Annotated in this window: 20 protein-coding genes; 11 read left to right on the top strand and 9 right to left on the bottom strand. The window is 64.0% G+C overall.

Translation table 11 applies throughout. From position 1 onward, the window contains the following. Nucleotides 1-11 precede the first annotated feature (11 nt). The gene (locus NKI96_RS09510) at nucleotides 12-476 is read right to left on the bottom strand and encodes a MarR family winged helix-turn-helix transcriptional regulator (RefSeq protein ID WP_023689742.1); all 465 of its coding nucleotides are present in this window, start codon (nucleotides 474-476) and stop codon (nucleotides 12-14) included. A gap of 181 nt (nucleotides 477-657) precedes the next feature. Here NKI96_RS09510 and NKI96_RS09505 point away from each other — a divergent pair, with 181 nt between their 5' ends. Then, complete coding sequence (locus NKI96_RS09505; RefSeq protein WP_352803892.1) at nucleotides 658-1452, top strand: SDR family NAD(P)-dependent oxidoreductase; 795 nt, start codon at nucleotides 658-660, stop codon at nucleotides 1450-1452. Nucleotides 1453-1614: 162 nt separating this feature from the next. On the opposite strand, the gene NKI96_RS09500 is transcribed toward NKI96_RS09505, so the two are convergent. Then, the gene (locus NKI96_RS09500; RefSeq protein ID WP_023689744.1) at nucleotides 1615-2214 is read right to left on the bottom strand and encodes a LysE family translocator; all 600 of its coding nucleotides are present in this window, start codon (nucleotides 2212-2214) and stop codon (nucleotides 1615-1617) included. An 87-nt stretch (nucleotides 2215-2301) separates the two neighbouring features. Here NKI96_RS09500 and NKI96_RS09495 point away from each other — a divergent pair, with 87 nt between their 5' ends. Continuing rightward, nucleotides 2302-3180, top strand: coding sequence for a LysR family transcriptional regulator (locus tag NKI96_RS09495; RefSeq protein WP_444848984.1), 879 nt, complete (start codon nucleotides 2302-2304; stop codon nucleotides 3178-3180). Nucleotides 3181-3243: 63 nt separating this feature from the next. Here NKI96_RS09495 and NKI96_RS09490 read toward each other — a convergent pair whose 3' ends face one another. From NKI96_RS09490 to NKI96_RS09480, 3 genes are all read right to left on the bottom strand, one after another. After that, nucleotides 3244-3894, bottom strand: a complete 651-nt coding sequence (locus tag NKI96_RS09490) for a dihydrofolate reductase family protein (RefSeq protein WP_023731609.1) — start codon at nucleotides 3892-3894, stop codon at nucleotides 3244-3246. Nucleotides 3895-4010: 116 nt separating this feature from the next. Beyond that, complete coding sequence (locus NKI96_RS09485; RefSeq protein WP_023697070.1) at nucleotides 4011-4868, bottom strand: protein-L-isoaspartate O-methyltransferase family protein; 858 nt, start codon at nucleotides 4866-4868, stop codon at nucleotides 4011-4013. Between the two features lie 53 nt (nucleotides 4869-4921). Next, the gene (locus NKI96_RS09480) at nucleotides 4922-6280 is read right to left on the bottom strand and encodes an Nramp family divalent metal transporter (protein ID WP_023672432.1); all 1359 of its coding nucleotides are present in this window, start codon (nucleotides 6278-6280) and stop codon (nucleotides 4922-4924) included. Nucleotides 6281-6537: 257 nt separating this feature from the next. On the opposite strand from NKI96_RS09480, the gene mntR reads away from it, so the two are divergent. Both mntR and NKI96_RS09470 read left to right on the top strand, forming a co-directional pair. Beyond that, entirely contained in the window at nucleotides 6538-6993 is a 456-nt protein-coding gene (gene mntR / locus NKI96_RS09475) for a manganese-binding transcriptional regulator MntR (RefSeq protein ID WP_023683789.1), read from the top strand. A 91-nt stretch (nucleotides 6994-7084) separates the two neighbouring features. Further along, nucleotides 7085-7273, top strand: coding sequence for a hypothetical protein (locus NKI96_RS09470; RefSeq protein WP_023672434.1), 189 nt, complete (start codon nucleotides 7085-7087; stop codon nucleotides 7271-7273). A 28-nt stretch (nucleotides 7274-7301) separates the two neighbouring features. Here NKI96_RS09470 and NKI96_RS09465 read toward each other — a convergent pair whose 3' ends face one another. Continuing rightward, nucleotides 7302-9368: a hypothetical protein gene (locus NKI96_RS09465; protein ID WP_352594840.1), complete on the bottom strand. Its 2067-nt coding sequence runs from the start codon at nucleotides 9366-9368 to the stop codon at nucleotides 7302-7304. 186 nt (nucleotides 9369-9554) lie between these two features. Between NKI96_RS09465 and ypfJ the strand changes: the two genes are divergently transcribed. The 3 genes from ypfJ to NKI96_RS09450 all read left to right on the top strand — a co-directional run bounded on the left by ypfJ (nucleotide 9555) and on the right by NKI96_RS09450 (nucleotide 12849). Continuing rightward, complete coding sequence (gene ypfJ, locus NKI96_RS09460) at nucleotides 9555-10490, top strand: KPN_02809 family neutral zinc metallopeptidase (protein ID WP_023672436.1); 936 nt, start codon at nucleotides 9555-9557, stop codon at nucleotides 10488-10490. A 176-nt stretch (nucleotides 10491-10666) separates the two neighbouring features. Next, nucleotides 10667-11932, top strand: coding sequence for a TCR/Tet family MFS transporter (locus NKI96_RS09455; protein ID WP_352803888.1), 1266 nt, complete (start codon nucleotides 10667-10669; stop codon nucleotides 11930-11932). Next, nucleotides 11929-12849, top strand: a complete 921-nt coding sequence (locus NKI96_RS09450; protein ID WP_023749976.1) for an aldo/keto reductase — start codon at nucleotides 11929-11931, stop codon at nucleotides 12847-12849. Before NKI96_RS09455 ends, NKI96_RS09450 begins: the two co-directional genes overlap by 4 nt. A 261-nt stretch (nucleotides 12850-13110) precedes the next feature. On the opposite strand, the gene carA is transcribed toward NKI96_RS09450, so the two are convergent. After that, nucleotides 13111-14328 (bottom strand): glutamine-hydrolyzing carbamoyl-phosphate synthase small subunit, encoded by a 1218-nt coding sequence (gene carA, locus NKI96_RS09445; protein ID WP_081730888.1) that lies wholly within the window; start codon nucleotides 14326-14328, stop codon nucleotides 13111-13113. A 260-nt stretch (nucleotides 14329-14588) separates the two neighbouring features. On the opposite strand from carA, the gene NKI96_RS09440 reads away from it, so the two are divergent. Together NKI96_RS09440 and NKI96_RS09435 are read left to right on the top strand one after the other, a co-directional pair. After that, a complete protein-coding gene (locus NKI96_RS09440) occupies nucleotides 14589-15038 on the top strand; it encodes a GatB/YqeY domain-containing protein (protein WP_031197556.1) in 450 nt (149 codons plus the stop codon). 116 nt (nucleotides 15039-15154) lie between these two features. Continuing rightward, on the top strand, nucleotides 15155-15712 hold the full coding sequence (locus tag NKI96_RS09435) for a GNAT family N-acetyltransferase (protein WP_023672441.1): 558 nt from the start codon (nucleotides 15155-15157) through the stop codon (nucleotides 15710-15712). A 7-nt stretch (nucleotides 15713-15719) separates the two neighbouring features. Here NKI96_RS09435 and NKI96_RS09430 read toward each other — a convergent pair whose 3' ends face one another. Then, nucleotides 15720-16901 carry an MFS transporter gene (locus tag NKI96_RS09430; protein WP_023672442.1) on the bottom strand — a complete coding sequence of 394 codons (1182 nt, stop codon included), beginning with the start codon at nucleotides 16899-16901 and terminating at the stop codon, nucleotides 15720-15722. 93 nt (nucleotides 16902-16994) lie between these two features. Next, a complete protein-coding gene (locus NKI96_RS09425) occupies nucleotides 16995-18659 on the bottom strand; it encodes a Na/Pi cotransporter family protein (RefSeq protein ID WP_023691517.1) in 1665 nt (554 codons plus the stop codon). A gap of 388 nt (nucleotides 18660-19047) precedes the next feature. On the opposite strand from NKI96_RS09425, the gene NKI96_RS09420 reads away from it, so the two are divergent. Together NKI96_RS09420 and dnaG are read left to right on the top strand one after the other, a co-directional pair. Continuing rightward, nucleotides 19048-19416: an RcnB family protein gene (locus NKI96_RS09420; RefSeq protein WP_352803885.1), complete on the top strand. Its 369-nt coding sequence runs from the start codon at nucleotides 19048-19050 to the stop codon at nucleotides 19414-19416. Nucleotides 19417-19587: 171 nt separating this feature from the next. After that, the gene (gene dnaG / locus NKI96_RS09415) at nucleotides 19588-21528 is read left to right on the top strand and encodes a DNA primase (RefSeq protein WP_352803882.1); all 1941 of its coding nucleotides are present in this window, start codon (nucleotides 19588-19590) and stop codon (nucleotides 21526-21528) included. Nucleotides 21529-21659 lie beyond the last annotated feature (131 nt).

Below are 21659 nucleotides of genomic sequence, written 5' to 3'. Positions count from 1 at the left end.
CGGCCGCTCTTTCAGCTTGAAGGGGCGGCCGCCGGCACGTCGTACTCCAGCGCCGCGACTTCATCCAGCATAGCGCGCAGATCTGCCGCTCGCTGCTGGCCGACCAGCGCCTCGAAGCGCTGCTGGGCAATGGTCCACAATTTCGTCGTCTCCTCGAGCTTGGCCTGGCCTTGCGGCGTCAGCCGCACCCGCTTGACGCGGCGGTCGTCCTTGTCGGCGAAGGTGTCGACATAGCCGTCGCGGATCAGCGGCTTCAGCGTATGGCCGAGCGCCGACAGGTCCATGACCATCGCTTCGGCTATCGTGCCCATCGCCGGCTCGTTGCTGACATGGATCTGGTAGAGCAGGCCGTACTGTGTGCCCTTCAGACCCGAAGGCGAGATTACATCGTCATAAAAGCGGCCGAGCTTGCGCGCGGCGCGCCGCAGCGTGGCGTTGTTGCAAAGGCTGAATCCCGGCAGCGCGGTCTTGCTCATCACGACTCCTTGCCGGCAAAACCGCTGCCGGCCTGTCGCAGAAATAGTTTCTGCCGCCTCCGTTGACAAGATGGTGGTATATGCCTACTTCCCGGAAAGTGGTATATGCCACTAATTGGAGATCAGGGCGGGACAAGGGTTCATCGACCTGTCTCGCCGGGCAGAAAAAAGGAACAGGACAATGAGTGGACAGGACAACAAGGGTACCGCAGTCGTCACCGGCGCATCGGCCGGCATCGGCGCGGTCTATGCCGACCGGCTGGCCGGGCAAGGCTACGATCTGGTGCTGGTAGCGCGGCGCGCCGACCGGCTGGAGGAACTGGCTGAAAAGCTGCGATATGCTTACAAGCGCAAGGTCAGCGTGATATCAGCCGATCTTGCCGACGACAATGATGTGCGCCGCGTCGAGCAGGCGATCGCAGCCGACGACAGCGTCACGCTGCTGGTCAACAATGCCGGCATTGGTGGCCAGGCCGTGGTGGCAACGGCCGACGCCGACGAGGCCGAGCGCATGATCAAGGTCAACGTCATCGCCTTGACCCGCCTGACCCGCGCCGTTCTGCCGGGGCTTCTTGCGCGCAACCGCGGCGCCATCGTCAACATCGCCTCTGTGCTCGCCTATGATACCTCGTTCGGCGGCATCTACAGCGGCACCAAGGCCTATGTCGTCAACTTCACCGAGGCCCTGCACCGCGAAGTCGCCGGCACCAATGTGAAGGTCCAGGCGGTGCTGCCGGGCGCGACCCGCACCGATTTCTGGGAGCTCGCCGGTGGCGATATCGACAATCTGCCGAAGGAGATCATCATGTCCGCCGACGATATGGTCGATACCGCGCTTGTGGGCCTATCCAGGGGCGAAGCCGTCACCGTGCCGGCACTTGCCGATGCGACCAAGCTCGACGCCTTCCTCGGCGCAAGGCAAGTCTTCTACGGCAGCCTGCACGCCGACAAGCCTGCTGCCCGCTACGCGGTCTGAGGAGAGAGCTGGTTCGCTTCGCGAACCAGGACCCCCACCCCGCTCACTTCGTTCGCGGCCCTCCCCACAAGGGGGAGGGTAAAGTGCGCGCTCCCCTACCTCCCCTTTGTGGGGAGGTCGGACCGCAGGTCCGGGTGGGGGTACTGGCGCCGACCTCTGCGTTTACGCTCCCCGCCACATAGGTATGATCGATGCAGCCAGCACCAGCGCCAGCACGATGTTGAGCGCGCGCCATTGCCATTCGGTCTCGAGCAGCCGTGCCAGCACCATGCCCGCCACGCACCAGATCGACAGCGAGACGGCTGCAGTGAGGCCGAAGGTCGAGCCGAGCAGCAGCGCGAGTTGTCCCGGCCCGTCGGCAAGGGCCGCGAACGAGGCCGCCGCCCCCAGTCCCATCGCCCAGCCCTTCGGGTTCATCCATTGAATGCCGGCGCCGCCGAAGAAGCTGTTGGGTTTTGCCATCGCCACATCGAGATTGGGCGGCCCGGCGCGGCCGATCTTGATTGCCAGCCAGATGAGATAGAGCGAGCCGATGATTTTCATCGCCAGTTGCAGCGAAGGCATGGCCAGCAGCAGACCGGCGAGCCCGGCGGCGGCAGCAGCGGTCACGGTGGCGAGACCGGCGGCGCTGCCGACCAATAGGGGAACGGAACGGCGAAAACCGAACTGTGCACCTGAGGCAGTCGACAGGGTGGTGGCGATGCCGGGCGTGACGGTGGCCACGAAGGCAAACAGGATGAGCGGAAAGATGGGCTGCAACATGAGGCGTCCTTCATCAAAAGCCCAATGGTAGACTTCCGCATACTTCAGTAAATGCAATGTTTGCGATGGTTGGCATTAGCAGATATAATGCCATCCATGATCCGCAACCTCGACACAGCGCTGATCCGCACCTTCGTCACTGTCGCCGACAAGGCCAGCATGACGGCGGCGGCGAACGCGCTGCATCTGACGCAAGGCGCCGTAAGCCAGCAGATCAAGCGGCTGGAAGAAGCGCTCGGCTGCAGCCTGTTCGAGCGCGACCGGCGTGGCTTGCGGCTGACGCGGCCCGGCGAGCGGCTGTTCGGCAAGGGCAAACGGTTGCTTGGCCTCAATGACGAGATCTGGGCCGAGATGGCGGGCACCGAGGTCGCCGGCCAGGTGCGGCTCGGTGTTCCCTATGACCTTGTCGGCACTTTGCTGGCGCCGGTGCTGAAGGCCTATGCCGAGACCTATCCGCAGGTCGAGATTTCACTGCTCTGTGCGGCTTCGCCGGACCTTGCCGCGGCCCTCGCGGCCGGCACCATCGACCTTGCCGTCATCGAGGAACGGGTCGGCCCGTCGGCCGGTGAGTGCCTGGCCATTGACCGGCTGGTCTGGGTGGGGGCCAAGGGCGGCGTCGCCCGCGCCAAGCGGCCGCTGCCGGTGTCGATCGTCGCCGACACCTGCGCCTTCCGCCCGGTGGTGCTGTCGGCGCTGAACGAGCACGGGCTGGAATGGCGCACCGTGTTCGAGAACGGCAACATCGACGCGACGACCGCGACAGTGCGCTCCGACCTTGCCGTCACCGCCTGGCTGGCCTCCACCGTGCCTGCCGATCTTGACATCCTGGCTTTTGATGCCGGGCTGCCGCCGCTGCCGAATTTTTCCATCAATCTGCATTTGCCGAAGTACGGCACGGCGCCGGCAGCGCAGGAGTTCGCGCGGTATATCCGGGGTGGGTTGGCACGGCGGGCTGTGGCGGCTTGACAGAACTTGCATTTCCTCTCCCCCGTCGATCGGGGGAGAGGAAAGGTGCCAAGCCTGTCCCTGTTACTTCCAGTTCTTACGCCGCTCGAGCTCGGCCTCTGACGGCTTCTGCGTAGCGAACGACCCGACCTTGACCTCACCCCCGCGTTCGTAGGTCGCCATGATGACGCCTGTGGTAGTGGCCTGCGACTTGACCAGCTTGAAAGCGGCGGGCATCGCACCACCATCGAACAGCCGCTTGCCCTTGCCCAGCAGCAGCGGGAAGATCATCAACCGGATCTCGTCGATCAGCCCGTTGGCGAGCAAAGTCTGGATCAGCTCGCTCGAACCCTGGATGAGCAGGTCAGGCCCATCTTCCTTCTTGAGGCGGCGCAACGCCGCGACGATATCTTCTCCAAGCCATTGCGTATTTTCCCAGGTGAGCGAATCCGGCCGATGCGTCGCCACATATTTAGTCGCAGGGTTGAAGGCATCTCCGATGGCATCTTTCTGGTACGGCCAGTAAGCGGCGAAGATGTCGTAGGTTCTGCGGCCGAGCAGCAGGGCGAAGGGCTTAGAGAACAATTCCTCCATGGCCACGCCCGCCACCTCGTCGAAGTAGTGGAACGTCCAGCCGCCGAACTCGAAGCCGCCAACCGGGTCTTCTTCCGGGCCGCCCGGCGCCTGCATGACGCCGTCGAGGCTGACGAAGGTAGCGGCGATGATCTTTCGCATTGGATTTTCCTTTTCCAGGATCCGCGCCGTCAGGGCCGGATTTCGATCTAAGGACGGACAGGCCGGCGGCCGCCCGACAGGCGTTGGCAAAAAAACGCTGCGGCCGACAAGAGTACCTACCGCCGTCGCCCGCCGCCAAGCGCCTGCGACGAAAACCAGACGTCGCCGATGATGGCGGTGGCGGTTCGGTCCGGCGCCCTGTCTGACGTCAGCCAGATCGAACGGCTGCGCGCGGCCTTCTGGAGGTCGGGGATTTTGGCCGCCGAACCGGCGACCGAGGCGCCGACGCAGGGGATGAACCACGAGCGCATGAAGGGGTCGCAGGCAAAACCTTGTTTGGTGCGGGTCACCATCACGGCCAGGCCGACGCTCTGGGACGGGCGCCAGGGAAAGATCATGCGGCCACCGGGTTTCAGCGCCCGCAGCCAGGCAGCCGGCGGTGCGACGACACCGGCATTGACATAGATGATGTCGGACGGCGGCAGATCGCCGGTGACGGCATCGCCGTGGACGACGCTTACATTGCCGTAGGTCTCGAGATTCTTTGTCGCTCTGGCAGCAAGATCGCCCTCCATTTCGAAGGCGGTCACCGGGCCGGGCGCAACCAGCCGCGCCAGCAAGGCGGTGTAGTAGCCTGTGCCGGCGCCGACATGGGTGACGGCCTCGTCCGGTCTGGGGGCGATCCTGCCGATCCACATGGCGTGCAGGGAGGGTTCGCCATTGTTGATGCCCTTGTCGGCATCGAGCGCCACCAGTACGTCCTGATAGATGTGAACAGGATCGGCGCTCGGCGTCATGATCTTGCCGTTGCCGGTGGTGAGCGCCCTGCCGGCGACGACCGCCCAGGGTCCAGGACCGAGAAAGGCCTCGCGCGGCACGGTGGCGAACGCCTCTTCGAGGCGCGGATCGGCCGAGCCGGCATTGGCCGCCATCAGTTGCGCGTAAAATTTCCTGGCGTCTTCGACACTTGTCATGATGGCGATCAAGATAGCGCAAGCGGCCGGTTTGTCGCGGTCGGGAATGAAACTCAGCCGACGCCGAAGACGGTGTCGTAGAGCAGCTTGAAGTTGAGCACCAGGATGACCGCCGCGACGACCCAGGCGAGGACCGCCACGCCGCGGGGAATGGCAAGGTTGCCCATCTTCTTCTTGTCGGAGACGAACTGCACCAGCGGGATGACTGCGAAGGGCAGTTGCATCGACAGTACCACCTGGCTGAAGACCAGCAACTGGCCGGTGCCCTTTTCGCCATAGAGCGCGGTGACGACCACCACCGGGACGATGGCGATGCCGCGCGTCAGCAGCCGGCGCGCCCATTGCGGAATGCGCAGGCGCAAAAAGCCTTCCATGACGATCTGGCCGGCAAGCGTTGCCGTAACCGTCGAGTTGAGGCCGGAGGCCAGCAGCGCCACCGCAAACAGGATGGAGGCGATGCCGAGGCCGAGCAGTGGCGACAAGAGCTCGAAGGCTTGGCCGATCTCGGCGACATCCTGATGGCCGGTGCCATGGAAGGCCACCGCCGAGACGATCAGGATCGAGGCGTTGACGAACAGCGCCAGGACGAGCGCGATGGTCGAGTCCGTCGTCGCCCATTTAATGGCGTCGCGCTTGCCTTTTTCGGTCCGTTCATAGGCGCGTGTTTGTACGATCGAGGAATGCAGGTAGAGATTGTGCGGCATCACCGTGGCGCCGATGATGCCGATGGCGATGTATAGCATCGCCGGATTGGTGACGATCTCCGTCGACGGCACGAACATCGAATGCAGGATCGAGCCGACCGGAGGGGCAGCGGCAAAGATCTGGATGGCGAAACAGCCGAAGATGATGATCAGAAGCGCGATGACGAAGGCTTCGAGATAGCGGAAACCCTTGTTCATCAAGAGCAGCACGATGAAGGCGTCGAGCGCCGTCAGCAACGCGCCGCCGATCAGCGGAATGCCGAACAGAAGCTGCAGCGCGATCGCCGTGCCGATCACCTCGGCGAGGTCGCAGGCGATGATGGCGAGTTCGCAGGCGATCCACAGCACGAAACTGACGGGACGCGGATAATAGGCGCGGCAGGCCTGGGCGAGGTCGCGGCCGGTGGCGATGCCAAGCCGGGCGGCAAGCGCCTGCAGCAGGATCGCCATCAGGTTGGACAGCATGATGATGAACAATAGCGTGTAGCCGAACTGGGCGCCGCCGGCGAGGTCGGTGGCCCAGTTGCCCGGATCCATATAGCCGACCGAGACCATGTAGCCCGGTCCCATGAAGGCGAACAGGCGACGGAACCAGACGCCGGACTGTGGCACCGCGATCGTGGAGTTCACCTCGCGCAGGCTGGGAGGATTGTCCTCCGGCCTGTCAAATCGCCAGGATGATCCCAAGGTAGCGTCAGCTTCGGACATGGAGGGCTTTCCACTGGGTGGATCGGTTGACGTCATCCTATCTATGCCAGGGCTCAACATTATGCAATAGGCTATATTTCATTGTATGTGCTTCCTGTTGCGCCGACCGGCAGGCCGGCAGGGGATCGCAAACGCCGGTTGCGCCTGCCATGGAATGGAAATAAACGGCTGGAATAGTTAAGCCCGTGCTATGAATGGCAAAGGGCGATTGCTTTGCCCAAAGCCGATTCTTGTCAAAAGATAGGAAGGAGCGCGTGTTGGCGCTGAAGCACAGACGGGTTGGACGCGAGGAGCCGCTGCCGGACGCCGAGATTCATTCGAAAGGGTTCCGGCAGCAGCGCGAAGCGCGCCGCGGCGCGCTGGTCGAGGATTATGTCGAGCTGATCGCCGACCTGATCGAGGACGGCAATGAGGCGCGTCAGGTCGATATTGCTGCGCGGCTGGGTGTCGCCCAGCCGACGGTGGCCAAGATGCTGACCAGGCTGTGCGCCGACGGGCTCGTTTCCAGAAAACCCTATCGCGGTGTGTTCCTGACCGACGCCGGGCGCAAGGTGGCGGAAGAGAGCCGCATCCGCCACCAGACGGTAGAAGCGTTTTTGCGTTCGCTCGGTGTCAGCGCCGAGACGGCGCGCATCGATGCCGAGGGCATCGAGCATCATGTCAGCGCCGAGACGCTGGAAGCCTTTCGCAAGGCGATGATCGCGCCGCGCTGAGGGGTGCCGGGGCCGCACCACTGGAACCTCCGCACGTCAGGCTCGTTGCTCCTGACGTTGCGCGTGATTGTTGCGCGCCAAGGAGGAAAACATGGGCGTCGAACAGGCACCGACCGCGAAGGGCAAGCAGGCGGCCGAGGGTTTGAGGCAGGCAGCGGCAAAGGACGAACGCAAGACCGAGGTCGAAACCGGCCATGCGCTGAAAAAGGGCGCCGCGCGTTTCGAGGAACGCTCCAAAAGCTCGGACGGCAAAAGCGCCGGCACCAAGCAGAAGATCTGAGTTCTGTTCGCAAGCGGCAACCTGCCGCTCATTCCTCGGTGTCCTGCACCCAACTGCGCGGATGGCCGTCGACGCGGAACTGGAATATGAAATAGGGCGGAATGCAGGAGCCCTTGCCAGGCTTGGCTGCGGCCAGATCGTCGTAGCCGGCGGTGCAGATATAGTCCTCGCGGCAGGGATGCGCCTTGTCGCAGGCGCGCAGGCCGGCGGTCTTGGTGAATTCCTTGGTGCAGAATTTGTGGTCCTTGCCCGACGCGATGCAGTCGTTGAAACCGGTCTTGGCCAGGCGGCCGCAAGTCGCCTCGTCGGGAAGCTTGTCGCAGCTTGCCTTGCGCAGCATGCCCCCGGGAAAGCCACCGGTCTTCTGCTCGGGGTTGTCATAGCGTTGGCGCGCCGCGCCATAGCCGGCGAGCTTGATTACCGGTTTCTTGTCGCGCGCCGGATCGATGGCGCAGGCTTTTGCGGTGGCCGGCGACAGGCGGCAATATTTGTCGCTGCCCCAGCTCGACATCTTGATCTCGCCGAACTCGACGGGGTCGCCGACTGCGGTGGCCGCCTCGCTGACGCAGGTGCCGAAGCCCGGATGGATGTCGCTTTCATGGACGCCGGCGCAGCGCAGGCTTTCGCCGCAGTTCCAGTCCTTGAAGCTCGTATCCTCGCCACTGTAGCAGATCGACCCCCAGCCATTGTAGAGATCGGTGCCTTTCAGCGCTTCGGCGAGTTTGGCGTCCGGACGGGCGGCGAAGCCGCGTGAGAAATCCGGATGGCCGCCGGCGGCGAAGTCCTCGACGATGGCGCGGCGGCGCGGCAGGTCGGCGAAGAACACCGCCGAGCCGGGGACGAAGACGGCGTTGCGGCGCGGCTCGCTGGCCGGATCGGCGCCGGTGTAATGGAAGCCGGCAATGCCGTGCGTCTGGTGGCAGCCGGTGCAGGTCATTTCGTTGAGACGCAGATTGAAGCCGGCCACCGATTTCACGCTGCGCAGCTCGTTGCCCTTGGCGACATAGTCCTGCAGTGCCTTGTCGATGTCGGCATCGTCGAGCAGCCCATAGGCGATATTGTTTTGCGACCTGGCCATGCCGCCGGGTGCGACCGAGACGGCGCTGGTCGCCAGGAATTTGTCGTCGATGACCAGCCGGCCGCGATCGAGGTCGTAGAGGTTGCGGTCGGTCAGCAGCCATTTGGCGAAGGCCGGCCGGTCGGCCAGAACCACTTTCCGGTCGATCTGGTTCTCCATCTTCGATTCCTGGAAGGTGGACGTCGTTGGGTCCCATTTGAAAATCTTGAGGAGATATTCGGCGTGGCCACCGAAGTCGCGGCGGCTCGAGGCCGACAGCCGGAGAACCTGCATGTTCAGCTCAAGTCGCATGATCTGCGACGAATTCAGCATGGCGTTGGAGAGCGGCCCTTCGTCGGAGCGCAGCCAGGCTGCCAGTTGCTCGGGCGCAAGGTTCTTCTGGCCGGCGGCGAGCCAGCGCTTGGCGATTTCGGCACAGGAAACGGCGGTGGCGCTTGGACGGTCTCTCGAAGCGCGGGCGTGAGCCTCACCGGGCCTGGCGTTGAAGACCAGGCTCATGGTCAGCGGCAGCCGCGACGAGATTCGTTGCGCTGTCTTTCCCTTCGTGGGCTTCTCCGCCACCGAATAATGGAAGCGGTAGATCAGCCTGATCTCGCCGCATTCGGTGTGGCCGAGATAGCCGCGGTCCATGCGGTTGACGACGCCGGTCAGGTCGAGCGTCGAGCCGTCATCGTCGATGTATTTCGGGTTGAATTTCTGGCTGGTGTCCTTCGACTTGGCCATGGCCGCGACGTAAGGATCGGGGCTATTGGCAGGCTCGTCGGCGATCTCCTGCTTTACGGCGTTGCGGACAGGGGTCAGCGCGCGCACCGAAAACAGGCCCCGATTGTCGACCTCGCGCGTGAGACCCAGCGCCGGGCCGAGCAGGCGGCTGATCGAGAGGCCGCCACGCTCAAGCGCCTGCAATGTCTCGGGATCGGTTACGGCGACGCTGGAATCGAGCGTCACGGCGCGCGCCGGCGACGGGCCGAGGCATAGCACCACCGCCAGCAGCAGAAATCGACCGATTGTCCGCAAGTCCCCGACACCCCCGTTCGAACCGGATGCTACAGCGCGCATGCCGCCTCGACCAGAGTGCGAACGCGATGCCGCTGCCACGAAAAATACTGTGACTTGGCGCAACCATTGCGATAATTGTCTGTTGGGTCGGACTGGGCCACGACATCGGCCAAGCCAGCCGAAATTTGCATACGGGGAGTTGCCATGCTCTGGAAGGGCCGCCGTCAGAGTGACAATGTCGAGGACGAGCGCAGCGACAGCGGCGGCGGTGGTGGTTTCGGCGGCGGCAGCCCTGGCCAGTTCCGCATCCCGATCGGCGGCCGCACCGGCGGCGGCGGCAGCATATTGCTGGTCGTCCTCGTGGTGCTGGCCGGATGGTATTTCGGCTTCGACCCGTCGCAGATCCTGGGCAGCGGCGACGGCGGCGGCGTGCTGCCGGGTGGCGGTGGCCAGATTACCGACAACAGCGGCGGCCAGGACGACGGCGCCGGCACGCCTGCTTCCGACGAGATGAAGCAGTTCGTGGCGACCGTGCTGGCCGAGACCGAAGAGACCTGGACCGGCATCTTCCAGTCGCAGGGCCTGAAATACGAGGACCCGAAGCTTGTGCTGTTCAGCGGCCAGATCCGCTCGGCCTGCGGCTCCGCCTCGACGGCAGCCGGACCGTTCTATTGTCCCGGCGACCACAAGGTCTACCTCGACACCACCTTCTTCCAGCAGCTCGACCAGCAGTTCGGCGCCTCGGGGGATTTCGCCCAAGCCTATGTGATCGCTCATGAAGTCGGTCACCATGTGCAGAACCTCACCGGCATCCTGCCCAAGTTCAACCAGATGCGGCAGTCGATGGGTGAGGCGGAAGCCAACCAGATGTCGGTGCGCATCGAGCTGCAGGCCGACTGCTTCGCCGGCGTTTGGGCGCATTTCACCGCGCAGAAGGGCATTCTGGAACAGGGCGACATCGAAGAGGCGCTCAACGCCGCCAAGCAGATCGGCGACGATACGCTGCAGAAGAAGATGCAGGGCTATGTCGTGCCGGAAAGCTTCAACCACGGGACGTCGCAGCAGCGGCAGACCTGGCTGGCGCGCGGCTACAAGAGCGGCAAGCTGTCGGACTGCAACACGCTGACCGGTCCGGTTTGAGGCGCTCGCAAGTTCCAGCCGACCGCGGTCCAAAGCGCATCCGTCGGCGGGCCGATTCACCACCGGCAACAGATGTCAGGAGGAGAACGCCTGAGGCGTTCTCCTATTGTTCCAAAGTGGCGCCTCGCCTATAACGGGCGCCCGCCCAAGGGCGGTCTCAGGGAGCAGACGCCATCATGATCGACCCCAAAACCGCCAGGCGGGGCCTTGCGCTCGTCTTCACCACGCTGCTGCTCGACATTATCGGCTTCGGCATGATCATGCCGGTGTTGCCGGCCTTTCTCAGGGAGCTTTCCGGCGTCGGCATCAGCGAAGCGGCGATCGAAGGCGGCTGGCTGTTCTTCGTCTATGCGGCGATGCAGTTCTTCTTCGCGCCAATCATGGGTGGATTGAGCGACCGCTTCGGGCGGTGGCCGATCCTGCTTGCCTCGGTGCTTACATTCTCGATCGACAATCTGATCTGCGCCATCGCCTGGTCCTATCCGATGCTGTTCATCGGCCGCGTGCTGGCCGGCATTTCGGGCGCCAGCTATTCGACGACGTCGGCCTTCATTGCCGACATCTCGAACGATGACAACCGGGCGAAGAATTTCGGTCTGCTCGGCATCGCCTTCGGCGTCGGCTTCGTCATTGGGCCGGTGCTGGGCGGGCTGCTCGGCACGTTCGGGCCGCGAGTGCCGTTTTACTTTGCCGCCGGGCTTGCCTTCGTGAACTTCCTCATCGCCATGTTCTTCCTGCCTGAAACGCTCGATGAAAAGCACCGCCGCCGCTTCGAGTGGAAACGCGCCAACCCGGTCGGCACGCTGCTGCAGATGCGCCAATATCAGGGCATCGGCTGGATCGGGCTCGCCTTCTTCCTAATGACGCTCGGCCACATGATGTATCCGGCGGTGTGGTCGTTCGTGTCCAATTATCGTTATGGCTGGAGCGAGCAGCAGATCGGCTTCTCGCTCGGCGCCTTCGGCCTGTGTGGGGCGATCGTCATGGCGACGGTGCTGCCGCGCGTGATCCCCAAACTTGGCGAATGGAGGACGGCGGTCATCGGCCTGACATTCACGGCGGCCAGCGCCTTCGGCTACGCCTTCGCCTCGCAAGGCTGGATGATTTATGCGGTGATCGTCGTCGGCTGCCTGGAAGCACTGGCCGATCCGCCGCTGAGAAGCCTTGCCGCCGCCAAGGTGCCGCCGTCGGCGCAAGGCGAATTGCAGGGCGCGATGACGTCGATCTTCTCGATCACCTCGATCATCACGCCGCTGCTCTACACCGCGATCTTTTCCTGGTTCACCGGACCGAATGCGCCCGTGGTGTTCGGCGGCGCGCCCTATCTGGTTGGCGCGTGCTTCCTGACGCTTGCGGTCATTGTCTTTGTGACGAAAGTTGCGAGGCCGACGGCGGTGAGAAGCGTTGCCACCGGCGCTGCGGAAGATGGAGCCCAGATATGAGCCATGACAGCCGCATAGAGCTAACCAAGGACGGAGTGTCGCTGTCGCGGCTGGTGTTCGGCGCCTGGCGCCTGCTCGACAACGCCGCGCGCCCGGACGCCGACCAGATCGCGCGGCTGATCGGCACTGCGGTCGATCTCGGCCTGACCAGCTTCGACCATGCCGATATTTACGGGCATTACCAGGTGGAAGCTGCCTTTGGCGCCGGCTTGTCGCGCTGGAAGGGCAAGCGCGACAGCATCGAGCTGATCTCGAAATGCGACATCATGCTGGCATCGGCCAACCGGCCTCAGAACCGGCTGAAGCATTACGACACCAGTGCGGCCCACATTGCCGCCTCGGTCGACCGTTCGCTCGCCAATCTCGGCACCGACTATCTCGACCTGTTGCTGCTGCACCGGCCGGATCCGCTGATGGATGCCGACGAGACGGCGGCGGCCCTTGCCGGGCTGGTCAAGTCGGGCAAGGTGAGAGCGGTCGGGGTCTCCAATTTCACGCCGTCGCAGTTCGACCTTCTGGCTTCGCGGCTGCCGTTTGCCTTGGCCACCAACCAGATCGAGATGTCGGTGCTGAAGACCAATGCGCTGGTGGATGGCAGCCTCGATCACGCGCAACGCCTCGGCTATGCGCCGATGATCTGGTCGCCGCTCGGCGGCGGCTTGCTGTTCACCGGCAAGGAAGGGCGCGAGGCGCGGGTCAGGGCGGCAATCGCGGCGGTGGCTGCCGAGATCGGCGCCGGCGATCTCGCCGCCGTCGCCATCGCCTGGCTGCTGCGTCATCCGGCGCGGCTGGCGCCGGTGCTGGGCACGATGAAGCCCGAGCGGCTGGCCGCCATGGTCAAGGCGCTGGAGATCGACCTCGACCGCCAGCAATGGTTTGCCATACTGGAGGCCAGCGAAGGCCGGCCGGTGGCGTAAGGTTACCCAGGCGCGAACTTCGAACCCGCCATAGGTGTGTGCTTCGTCCGTTAATGCGGCGCAAGCGAAGCGATGAGGAGGGCTTGGGCTCAGGGGATGCCGTCGGCGCTCTCGAAGCCTTCGTCGCTTCGCGCCGTCACAAACAGACCGGTTGACCGGTTTATTCCATTGACCCAAGACAAGGGCAATCGCGCCGCGTTTGTAACTCCGGCTATTCGGAGCATCACGATCTGGGCAACGGCTAGGCGAAGACCTGTAAAATCAAACCCGTTCGGCCAGCAGTTCCTCGCCGCGCTTTTCGCGGATCAGATTGACGAAACGGCGGAACAGATAGTGCGAGTCCTGCGGACCGGGCGAGGCCTCGGGGTGATGCTGGACCGAGAACACCGGACGGCCCGTGAGCGCAATACCGCAGTTGGAGCCATCGAACAGCGAGACATGGGTTTCCTCGACGCCCTCGGGCAACGAGTCGGCATCGACGGCAAAGCCGTGGTTCATCGAGACGATCTCGACCTTGCCGGTGGTATGATCCTTGACCGGGTGGTTGGCGCCGTGATGGCCCTGGTGCATCTTGGCGGTCTTGCCGCCCAGCGCCAGGGCCAGCATCTGGTGGCCGAGGCAGATGCCGAACACCGGAATATCGGTCTTGAGCAGGTCCTGGATGACCGGCACGGCGTAGTCGCCGGTGGCTTCCGGGTCGCCGGGGCCGTTGGAGAGGAAGATGCCGTCGGGCTGCATGGCCAGGATTTCTTCCGAACCGGTACCGGCCGGAACCACGGTGACCTTGGCGCCGAGGCCGGAAAGCAGGCGAAGGATGTTACGCTTGACGCCGTAGTCGATGGCGACGACGTGCATCGACGGCTCGGCCTGTTCGCCAAAGCCTTCGTTCCACACCCAGGGCGTTTCACGCCAGACCGAGGACTGGCCCGAGGTGACTTCCTTGGCGAGGTCAAGCCCGATCAGGCCCGACCAGGCGGCGGCGCGCCGCTTCAAATCGTCGATGTCGAAGATGCCGTCGGGCGCGTGCGCAATGACGGCGTTGGGCATGCCCTTTTCGCGGATCAGCGCGGTGAGCGCGCGGGTGTCGATGCCCGACAGCGCGACGATGCCGCGCTTCTTCAGCCACTGGTCGAGGCCGGCTCCGGCGCGGTAGTTGGACGGGTTGGTGACATCGGCCTTGAACACCGCACCGACGGCGCCGGCGCGGGCGACCGGGTTGAGGTCCTCGATGTCCTCGTCATTGGTGCCGATGTTGCCGATATGCGGGAAAGTGAAGGTGACGATCTGGCCGGCATAAGACGGGTCGGTGAGAATTTCCTGGTAGCCGGTGAGCGCGGTGTTGAAGCAGACTTCGGCAACGGCGGAACCGGTGGCGCCGAGGCCGCGACCCTCGATGACGGTGCCGTCGGCCAGCACCAGGACGGCGGTCGGCTTTTCGGTTGCCCAAGGCGGGGTCAGTTCGGGGGTCATCTCGGCCATGGCGACGCTCCTGTTACGCTGCGCGCTTCGATGGCGGGCCATCTGCGCAGCAAACGGCGCGGCCGATCTCTCGAGCCTGCGCGAATCAATTCTTTGTCTTGTGCAAGGCCGAGTACATAGGGGAAGGCGCCAGAGCGGTCAATGATGCCCGTGCCAAAAACGGCGAGCATTTGTTTCGTCGAACGATATCAGGGCTTTGGCGCGTTTGCTTTGCGGATGGGCCGCGGTTATTGTCCGCGCCGTTCGAAGGAGAAAGCATCATGCGCGCAAAAATCGCCGAATCCCTGAAAAGCGCGATGAAGGCGCAGGACAAGCACCGGCTGCCGACGCTGCGGCTCATCCAGGCCGCCATTCACGACCGCGACATCGCCAATCGCGGCTCGGCCAAGGACCCCGCCAGCGACGAGGAGATCCTGCAGATCCTGGCCAAAATGGTGAAGCAGCGCGAGGAATCGGCCAAGGCGTTCGAGGACGGCAAGCGCCCGGAACTGGCGGCGCAGGAGCGTGGCGAGATGGAGATCATCCGCGGCTTCCTGCCGACGCAGTTGGACGAGGCGGCGGTGACTGCAGCAGCGCGCGAAGCGATCACTGCTACCGGTGCGACCAGCCAGAAGGACATGGGCAAGGTGATCGCTGTGCTGAAGCAGAAATATGCCGGCCAGATGGATTTCGGCAAGGCCAGCGGCATCGTCAAAGGCCTGCTGCAGTAGGAGCCGACACCACTTCAATGGCGAAGGAGAGCAGGGGGCGGGACATCACCTCTGCGCAAGAAACGGTCCGCACCGGCTTAAGCGAGCCAAGCCTTGACCTGCCGGAGAGCCCCACCATAATCGAAATCGTCAAACCCACGCTCGAACATCTGCCCTCCTACAAGGCGGCGCTCGAGCGTGGCTGGTCGCCGGACAATGTCCGGCTGATGGAAGCGACGCGCGAGCAACTTGCGGCGATCGACGAGGATCCCGCGGCGTTCCTTGCCAGCCTCGACGATCCCGAGGCCAAAGGAGGCCCGATTACCTTGCCGGACGGCACGACCGTGCCGCGGCTGCCGGGCTTCCGGCGCTGGATCTGGGACGGCGAGGCCGCTGGCTCGATCGGCTTTCGCTGGCAGCCGGGTACGGCCGCACTGCCGTCGCATGTGCTCGGCCATATCGGCTATGCCGTGGTGCCGTGGAAGCGCGGACGAGGCTATGCGACCGAGGCGCTGCGGCTGATGCTGGACGAGGCGAGGGCTGTTGGTTTGCCATATGTCGAGCTCACCACCGACCTCGACAATCCGGCCTCGCAGAAGGTGGTGCTGGCCAATGGCGGCCGTGTGGTCGGTCCGTTCATCAAGGACGCCGCGTATGGCGGCGCCGAGAGTTTGTTGTTCCGGATCGATTTGTAGTCCGACGCTATTCGGCCGGTGCCGGCAGCGGCGGCGCTGCCCGGCTGCGCCCCTCCCAGATGTAGGAGGCAAGTGCCACCACCACCGCCACCAGCATGGCGGCAGCGCCCACAACCGGCAGGCTGCGATAGCCGTAGCCGGCATTGAGCATGGCAGCGCCCAGCGAGGCGGCGAGCGCGATGCCGACATTGAAGCCGGAGGGGATGAGCGAGGAGGCGAGGTTGGAGGCGTCCGCCGTCCAGGCCAGGATGCGGGTCTGGATCGGCGTGCCTATGGCGAAGTTGAGGCCACCCCAGATAACGATGGCGATGACCATCGGCACGGGGTAGGGGCTGACGGCATAGATCACGCCCAACATCACCGCCTGCAGCGCAAGCATGGTGATCAGCGACGGCATCAGCTTCCAATCGGAAAGCTTGCCGCCGAGAAACACACCGACGGTGGCGCCGACGCCGTTGAGCAGCAGCACCCAGGGGATCAGGCTCTCGTCGAGATGGGTCACCTCAAGCAGTGTCGGGGTGATGTAGGTGAACAGGCCGAACTGGCCGATCATCAACGTCAGCATCAGGATCAGCGAGGTCCAGACTTGCTGGCGCGCCAGCACGCGAACCTCGCTGCCAAGACTGGCGGATGGCCTTGATGCGCCTGTCGTGCGCGGCAAAAGCGCAGCCATGGCGGCAAAGGCTACCACGCCCAGCGCGCACATCACCCAGAAGGTGGCGCGCCAGCCCCAGAGATTGCCGATTGCGGTGCCGGCCGGCACGCCGATGACATTGGATACGGTGAGGCCGGAGAGGATCACAGCCACGGCCATGCCGCGCTTGTCCTCGGGCACGAGGCCGACAGCCACTACCATGGCGACGCCGAAATAGGCGCCGTGTGCGACGGCGACCGCAATGCGCAAGAGCAGCATCGAGGTAAAATCGGGCGCCAGCGCGCAAGCGGCCTGGCCGATGGTGAAGGCGACGGTCAGGCAAAGCAGCAGCGTCTTGCGGGAAATGCCCTTGGTGGCGAGCGCCAGCAATGGCCCACCAACGGCGATGCCGCCGGCGTAGCCGGAGACGAGATAGCCGGAAGTCGGGATCGAAACGCCAAGGCCGTCGGCCACTTGCGGCAATACACCGGCGATGACGAATTCGGTGGTGCCGAAAGCAAAGGCGGCAATGAACAGGGCAATGAGCGGGAGCATGACGGAAGCGATCCTCGGATAAGGTCGCCTCAAACCATGGATGGGGTTCGTGGGCAATGCAGAAATTATCGACGCCGCTTTAGGTTTTCTTGATCAGCTTGCCTTCAACCGCGACCCACCCAGCAACCCGCGCTCTTCCAGCACCGGGTAGGCCATCGACGCCAGCAGCGAGTTGATCTGCTTCAGGTCGCGGATGGTGTCGAGGTGGATGGAACTTGTTTCGACGCTCTTGGCGGTGCCGTCGCGCAGGCGCACGAAATGGCTGGCGCTGGTTTCCTTTTCGCGGTCGCGCAGCCGGTCCTTTTCCAGCACCAGCTGGCGGGCGGTCTCAGGGTCGCGCGACACCAGCACGTTGAAAGCAAGCCTGGCATTGGCCAGCACCGAGGTGTGAAAGGCGAGCAGCTCGCTCCAGCCCTCGGGCGTGAACTCCAGCCCGCGCTCGAACTTCTTCTTCACATGCACCAGCATGTTGCGCACGATGATGTCGCCGACCTGCTCGAGCTTGACGCAGGCGCCTATCAGCTCCTGGCAGCGCAGCGCCTCGTCCTCTGTGAGCGAGTTCCTGGTCAATTTGGCCAGATAGAGCTTGATCGCCGCGTGCTTCCTGTCGACGCGGTCGTCAAGGGCGGCCAGCGCCTTGATCTTGTCGCCGTCGGCGCTTTCATACAGCTCGATGATGCGCTTGAGCATGATCTCGACCGTCTCGCAGACGCGCACCACCTCGCGGGTGGCGTTGGCCAGCGCCTGGCTCGGAACGTCGAGCGCGCCGTCGTTGAGGGCGGAGAGTTCGACCACATCGAGCTCTGTAGCCGGCGCTGGCTTGGTGCCCATTGCGACGATCTTCTCAGAGGCACGATAGATCAGGCTGGCAAGCGGCAGGCCGGCGAGCAGGATCAGCACATTGAACAGGATGTGGGCGTTGACGATCTGGTCGGGCACGGTGGCGCCGAGGAAGGCGACCGGCGGCTTCAGCGTCATGAACAGGATCAGCATCATCAGCGAGCCCATGCCGCGCATCAACAGATTGCCGATCGGCACGACGCGCACGCCAGGTTCGGCACTTCGGGTGAGCAGCGGCGCGATGATCGACGAGCCGAGATTGACGCCGAGCACCAGCACGATGCCGAGTTCGGGCGGGATGAAGCCGCGGCCGGCCAGCGTCACCATCAAAAGCACGGCGGCGATCGAGGAGTGGAAGAGCCAGGTAACGAGCGCGGCGAGCAGATAGGCGGTGACGTAGTCGCTGGAGAAATATTCGATGATGAGCGGCATCAGCGTGCTCTGCCGCAGCGGCTCCGACGCCTGGCCGATCATTTCCAGCGACAGTACCAGAAGGCCGATGCCGACCAGGATACGGCCGAACTGGCGCCAATCGCGCCGCTCGGTGGCCATGAACATGACCGTGCCGGCGACGAGGCAGATCGGCACCAGCAGCGTCAGATCGAAGGTCAAGAGCTTGACCACCAGCGCCGAGCCGATCTCGGCGCCGCGCACAGCCAATTGGCCCGACATGCCCGAGACGATGCCGGCGCCGGCGAAGGAGCCGACGAGAAGCGTGACGGCGGTCGAGCTCTGCAGCGCGATGGACAGGCCGCAGCCGGCCAGCACCGCCATGATCGGATTGCGCATGGTGGAGCGCAGCCGGTGACGCAGCACGTCGCCATAGGCGCGCTCGACGCCTGTCTTGACCATGCGGGTGGCAAACAGCATCAGCGCCACCGCGCCCGCCAGATGCAGCAGGACGACGGAGCCGCTCATTTCGAAACCCGCACGCAGACAGCTACCGCGACGCGGAGGGCGCGCAGTGCAGGGAGGAAAACGGGGCTGCGAATCATGGTCATGACAGTCTTGAACAATATCCGGAATATTTTAGCCGGGTAATAAAATCTTGTCGATTTCAAGAGCCGTCGCGGCGCGACAGGGCGTGTCGGAAAATGGACGGATGCGCAAATGGTTGCATGGCGGATCCCTGGTGATGGCAGCGGATCGTCCCGGTTTGCCGGACTCCCGGCAATCGCCTTTGCGATGATGTTCAAATATCCAGGATAAGCACCGGATTTCATTACGTAAATGTAATGCTAGTGTTCAGTTTCGGTTCATCCTTCGGGCGCTATTCCCTAGGCATCGACAACCAAGGAGCCCCGCTATGAAACGTGTTGTTCTTTCCGCCCTCGCTTTCTCGATGCTGGCCGCCACTTCGCTTACCGGCCAGGCCGCACCGGTGAACGCACCGGTCGCACCGCAGTCGAATTACACGCGGGTCGACTGGCAGAGGCCCGGCAAGCATGTCGATGTCAGGAAGCGCGTCGTGAAGAAGACGGTGGTCGTCAAGCGCAGCCATTGGCGCAATGGCCAGAAATATTCCAGCTGGAAGCGGCACCAGCCGATCCGCGATTATGGCCGCTATGGCCTGCATCGCCCCGGCCGCGGCCAGGAATGGATCCGCGTCGGCAACGACTATGTGCTGGTCTGCGTCCTGTCCGGCATCATCTTCGGCGCCATTGCCGCGCATTAAGCCCGGCCTCGCCGGCGCAATGCAGAGACTTGAAAGGAGGCGGCCCGAAACGGCCGCCTTTCTTTTGGCTGTAGAAACCGGGCTTTTTGGCTGTGGAAACCGGGTATGGTCCGCAATAAGGGTCGTCGGATTCCGCGAGCATGATTATATGAGGGACAAACGAGTTCCCCAATGCGCTTTCCGCCCGCCTTTCTCGATGAGATACGCGACCGTGTGCCGATTTCATCGGTCATCGGCCAGCGCGTCGCATGGGACAGGAAGAAGACCAACGCCTCGCGCGGCGACTATTGGGCCTGTTGTCCGTTCCATGGCGAAAAGAGCCCCTCCTTCCACTGCGAGGACAAGAAGGGCCGCTATCACTGTTTCGGCTGTTCGGTGTCGGGCGATCATTTCAAGTTCCTGACCGAGCTCGACGGATTAAGCTTTCCCGAAGCGGTCGAGAAGATCGCCGACATGGCCGGCGTGCCGATGCCGGTGCGCGACGAGCGGGAAGAACAGCGTGAGAAGGAACGCGCCAGTCTGACCGATGTCATGGAGATGGCGACTGCCTTCTTCCAGGAGCGGCTGCAAGGACCGGAGGGTGCAAAAGCCCGCGCCTATCTCAGGGATCGCGGGCTGACGCCGGCGACGCAGCAATCGTTCCGGCTGGGCTTTGCGCCCGACAGCCGCAATGCGCTGAAGGAACATCTTGCCGCCAAGGGTGTGCCCAAGGCCGACATCGAGGCCTGCGGGCTGGTGCGTCATGGCGACGACATCCCGGTCTCCTATGACTGGTTCCGCGATCGCATCATGTTCCCGATCCCGGATTCGCGCGGCAAGATCATCGCCTTTGGCGGCCGCGCACTGGCGCCCGATGCGCTGGCCAAATACATGAATTCGCCCGACACGGAGCTCTTCCACAAGGGCAACGTGCTCTACAATTTCGCCCGCGCCCGCAAAGCGCTGGCGAAAGGCGGCACGGTGATTGCCGTCGAAGGCTATATGGACGTGATTGCGCTGGCGCAGGCCGGCTTCGAGAATGCCGTGGCGCCGCTCGGCACCGCGCTCACCGAAAACCAACTCGAACTTCTGTGGCGCATGGCGCCTGAGCCGATGCTGTGCTTCGACGGCGACCAGGCCGGGCTGAAGGCGGCGTGGCGCGCCGCGGATCTCGCGCTGCCGTCGGTGCAGGCCGGGCGGTCGGTGCGCTTTGCGCTGTTGCCGGAGGGCAAGGATCCCGACGATCTGGTCAAGGCAGAAGGGCCGGACGCGTTTCGTGCCGTGCTGGCGGAAGCGCGGCCTCTCGCTGATTTGTTGTGGATGCGTGAGACATCCGGTGGCGTCTTCGACACGCCGGAGCGGCGGGCGGGGCTGACAAAGACGCTACGCGAACTGACCAGCCGCATCCGCGATGAGAGCCAGCGCTACCACTACCAGCAGTGGATGCGCGAGCGGGAGCTGACCTTCTTCAGCGCCCAGCGCGAAGTGCGGCAAGGTCGCCAGGACTGGAAACCGGGGCAGGGCAAAACGCCCGCACCCGGCGGACAGTTCGCCAAAGGCAGCGGGGCAGGCGCGCGCGCCGCGATCACCGAAAGCCTCGGCCGCTCCGCCATGGTCAAACGCGGTGGCGAGATGATGTCGGTGCGCGAGGCGACGATCATCGTAGCCCTCGTCAACCATCCGCCGCTGATCGACGAGAACTTCGCCCATGTCGAGTTCCTCGATCTCGCCAACACCGATCTGCAGCGGCTGCACGCCGCCATCCTCGATGCGATGGCGCACGACATGGCCAATGACCGTAGCGCGGTGATCGCCACCATCGAACGTGCCGGCTGCAGCGATATCTGGGGGCGCGCCGTGGCGCTCATCCAACGGGCCAGGCAATGGCCCGCGCTGGAAACCGCAGCGCTTGACGATGCCCGCGACGCCTTCAACCAGGCGCTGCACTTGCAGCGCAGCGCGCGCACCTTACATAAGGAGCTGAAACAGGCGGAAGCAGCGCTCGCCAGCGATCCCACTGACGAAAACTACCGGCACCTCATCGAGATTCAGGCGCAATTCCGTGATGTACAAGCAACGGAAGCGCTGATCGAAGGCTTCGGTGTGTCCTCGGGCAGGGGTGGGCGCGTGTAGGTCGAAACCTGCGCAAGAATGGATGATGTACGTGCTGCGCGTCGAATCGACGCCTCTAAGTCGGGTAATTGATTCGCTTTTTTGATGCGAATCATGCGAGAGGCGCTTGACCTTCTGGCAGAATGACGGAA

Origin of the sequence: Mesorhizobium sp. M0292 (assembly GCF_040321695.1) — a bacterium.
Classification (GTDB): Bacteria; Pseudomonadota; Alphaproteobacteria; order Rhizobiales; family Rhizobiaceae; genus Mesorhizobium.
Note: the sequence above shows the minus strand (reverse complement) of the source record. Positions and strands in the feature narration are given on the sequence as shown.